The sequence below is a fragment of the Methanobacterium sp. genome (assembly GCA_030017655.1).
GTDB lineage: Archaea > Methanobacteriota > Methanobacteria > Methanobacteriales > Methanobacteriaceae > Methanobacterium_D.
The window spans coordinates 1-3550 of record JASEIM010000053.1 but is presented as its reverse complement, the minus strand read 5'-3'; the positions used below and the strand labels follow the sequence as shown (position 1 = coordinate 3550).

Below are 3550 nucleotides of genomic sequence, written 5' to 3'. Positions count from 1 at the left end.
TTATCTACTGATACAAATACATTTAGCAATGCATCAGAGGATGATCCGGATGAGACAAAAATATCTCCAGCAAAAGCCCAGGAAATAGCTCAAAAATACATTGAAGAGCCAGGAACAAATGCTGGAAAGCCAAAATTGATTAAAACAGACGGCCGATACATATATGTTGTTCCTGTAATGGACAATGGCACAAATGTTGGAGAAATAAACATAGATGCCCTAACTGGAAAAAATGTGGGGGGCGCAGGAGGAGCACCTTAAGTGCATTTCCTTCCCATTATGCATAAAAATCTAAGAGGAATAAATTGGAAAAAAATCCAATAATATTCCATTTTTTTTTTAAATTTGAATGTTTATAATATTGATACACCATAAAACAATATTTTGCAAATATTTATACTATTTTTAGCCGTTCAAGAGTTTTAAATAGAAAATAAAATATTTGAGAATTAATCCGGACTTAATATCTTTTAACAATAAAAAGGTTATACAAATTTAAAAAGGGTTAAAAAACGTAGATGCAAAAATGATTAAATATTATCCAGATTTTATTAAATGTGTGAAATATTATATTTAATAAATTTCATAAGGAGTAAACATGATCTGTGATAATTGCGGGGCAATAATCGATAAAAACGAAGAATTCTGCCCCAACTGTGGAATGCAAATATCAAATCTGCATCCAGATCCTAAAAAAAGGAAAAAATACTATAAAAATTCTCGATCTCTCAGTCGTAATTATTCCAGATCTGTCGACAAACCAATAAAACAGAGATATATTAAAAATTCCAAGCCAGAAAGCCAGGATTACAGTCAATATTTTGATGATGAAGAATATGAACCCTCTAATCATGATTATTATGAAACAAATTATAAAAGAAAATCCGGAATTGGAATAGGAAACATAATTCTTTTATTGGCTGTAGCATTGATTCTTGGATTTATTACTGGTTTATTGATGCTTGGAACTCTCTCAATTCCCCCATTACCTTGACTTTACAATTAAATGTTTATTTTCTACTCAAGTTATTTAATAACATTTTGAAATTGAAAAATTTCCTTCAAGAACTCTTTTTTTAAGCTCGTCAGCTAATTCGCGTGCTCTTTTAATATCGGATTGTCTACAAATAATTGGTATATCAATCATCCCTTTTTCAGCTTCAAACTGTATTTCCCCACGTTTCATCTCGAATGTACCATAAGGGCATGAATATGCGCACATTCCACAACCAAAACATCTTCCTGTATCAAATATATCATTATAAGCTCTTGTAGGGCATCTATCACGCACAATACAGACTTTACAATCCATACAATTTTGAGGGATATATTGAGGTCTTTCGTCCACATTTTCCCAGACAGATGCGTAATTTGTGGTGCCTAAAGGCATGTGTCTCCCCCTAATATCTGCAACAGGTAATGGAATATCCTCATTTAAAATATATGTATTTTTCAGTATTTCATCATTCAAAACAGGGATTGCTGCAGCCACACTATTAAAAACTTCCGGTCCTGCAGCAGTTTTAAATCCACCAATGAAATGCGGATCCATATCAAACATATCTGCAGATATCATTAAATTAGGCTTTTCGACAGTGCTTCTTGTACCGTTTCCAATTACAATTCCTTCAGAACCGCACATGAGCACTTTAGTACCTGTTTTAAGGGTGTTCATTACTGGATCGTTTTGAAGTGGGTTTAATTCACCGCAACCTGAAAATGAAAGTCCTTTATATGGTCCCTCCATCTCTATTGCATGAAATATTGATGCTACTGATTTTTCTGATGGGTTTATAAATGCCGTGTAATTTTTAAAAGCTAATCTAGTCCCTATTATTCGTGCTGTGCCGAAGTCCTCTATATTAACTGTTGATTTTATTTTTTCGCCATTAATAGATTCAACTTCAATTTCTATATCTTTTCCAGATACTATATCGTTAAATAAGAATCCTCCACCATAATTTTTATCATAAATGCTGTGAGCAGTTCCATAAACCATCATATCCACTGATCCAAGCCATTCATTTGGACATGGGCCCGGAAACCCTGGAACTCCATTTAAAAGAACTTTTTTTGCTTTTTTAAATGATCCTGGCTCTCCAGCTTTTACATGAAATATTGCAGCAGTTCCTGACATTATCCCACAAGTTCCTGTGGTTATAACATCGATATCTTCAGCTCTTGGTTCTTTTCCTTCCCTGACGAGATTGCTGACTTCTTCAGCTGTAAGAACTGTTGCTTCTCCTCTTTCAATTCTCTGGTTAATTTCTTCAATTGAGCGGATATTCAAGGTATTCCTCCAAAATCTTTGATTTTGGGTTTCAGGAAACTATGTTTCCTTCAACCTCCAGATCATTATCTTTTTAAAATTATGGATGGTTAAATAAAATGACTTATCTATGATTAATTTGTTTAATTAATTAAATTAATTTTGTAAAGAATAAAAAGCTAATTAAATTGAAAAATTGGTTTTTAGCTCTGCAAAATAGGCCTTTATAAAGGTTAAATTATGATTTTGGCAGGTTTTTAAGAGTATCAAGGGCAAAATCAAGACTTTCCCTCATCTTTTCTTTCTTAGGGCCTGCACCTTGAGCAAGATTAGGTCTTCCGCCACCGCCACCGCCAAGAATTGCTGCAGCTTCTTTTATGATTTCATTAATCTTAATACCTGCTTCTATAGCTTCACGAGAAGAAGTTCCCACAATTTTACCTTCCAAATTACCGAGAAGAACCACGTCAAATTCTCCATCATCATCAGTGAGATCTAAGGCCATTTTCTGCATTTCACCCATATCTGCATCGATCATATCCTCTAAAACTTTCAAATCGCCAATTTTTTCTGATTTACCCATTAAAGTCTGCATCTTTAATATGGCCATCTCATCTTTAAGTCGTTTAATCTCATTTTTAAATGATTTCCATTCACTGAAGAACCTATCACAAGTTTTAGGAAGTTGTTCTGCTTCAACACTAAAAACTGCTGCGCTTTCTTTTAATAAATTATCATTGGCCTGTGTAGCTTCAATTGCAGCTTCACCTGCTGAAAATTCAATTCTTTCAACACCATCCTGAATTCTTTCAGTCTTTGTAATCTTAATAAGTCCTATATCCCCCGTCATTCCACAATGTGTCCCTGCGCATGCCTGTACATCAACATCATCAATTTTAACTGTTCTTATACTCATTCCTGGAACTATTCCACCTTGATAAAGGATAAATCCATATTTTTTCTCGGCTTCATCCCTTGCCATCCAGTTAGTGAGAACAGGAAGATTTTCCATAACATATCGATTTGTAAGGAGCTCGATTTCCTGTAGTTCTTCTGGCGTGATACGTTTATAATGAGAAATATCAATTCTAGACTTCTTTACCCCTTTTTGAGCTCCTGCCTGCCATACATGGTCACCTAAAATACGCCTTGCTGCTGCAACTATCAAATGGGTTGCGGTGTGATTTCTTGTAAGAGCCTGACGTCTTCTAAGATCAATATGGCCTTTAATTATCTGGCCTTTGTAGGGGTGAACTTTTTCAATATCTTCTTCGTTAACGC

4 protein-coding genes are annotated in these 3550 nt (G+C 34.5%); 2 read left to right on the top strand and 2 right to left on the bottom strand.

Annotated elements, in window-relative coordinates:
- Together QMD61_11515 and QMD61_11510 are read left to right on the top strand one after the other, a co-directional pair.
- Positions 1-261 (top strand): PepSY domain-containing protein (locus tag QMD61_11515; protein MDI6725261.1); only part of this gene is annotated, 261 nt, incomplete at its 5' end.
- Between the two features lie 337 nt (positions 262-598).
- Positions 599-994: a zinc ribbon domain-containing protein gene (locus QMD61_11510; protein ID MDI6725260.1), complete on the top strand. Its 396-nt coding sequence runs from the start codon at positions 599-601 to the stop codon at positions 992-994.
- Between the two features lie 36 nt (positions 995-1030).
- Here QMD61_11510 and QMD61_11505 read toward each other — a convergent pair whose 3' ends face one another.
- Entirely contained in the window at positions 1031-2290 is a 1260-nt protein-coding gene (locus tag QMD61_11505; GenBank protein ID MDI6725259.1) for a methanogenesis marker 16 metalloprotein, read from the bottom strand.
- Positions 2291-2507: 217 nt separating this feature from the next.
- Positions 2508-3550: DHHA1 domain-containing protein (locus tag QMD61_11500; GenBank protein MDI6725258.1), on the bottom strand; the 1043-nt coding region annotated here is incomplete at its 5' end.

Excerpts from the sequence above, each read along its gene's own strand:
- QMD61_11510 (MDI6725260.1), top strand. The coding sequence starts at position 599 with ATGATCTGTGATAATTGCGGGGCAATAATCGATAAAAACGAAGAATTC.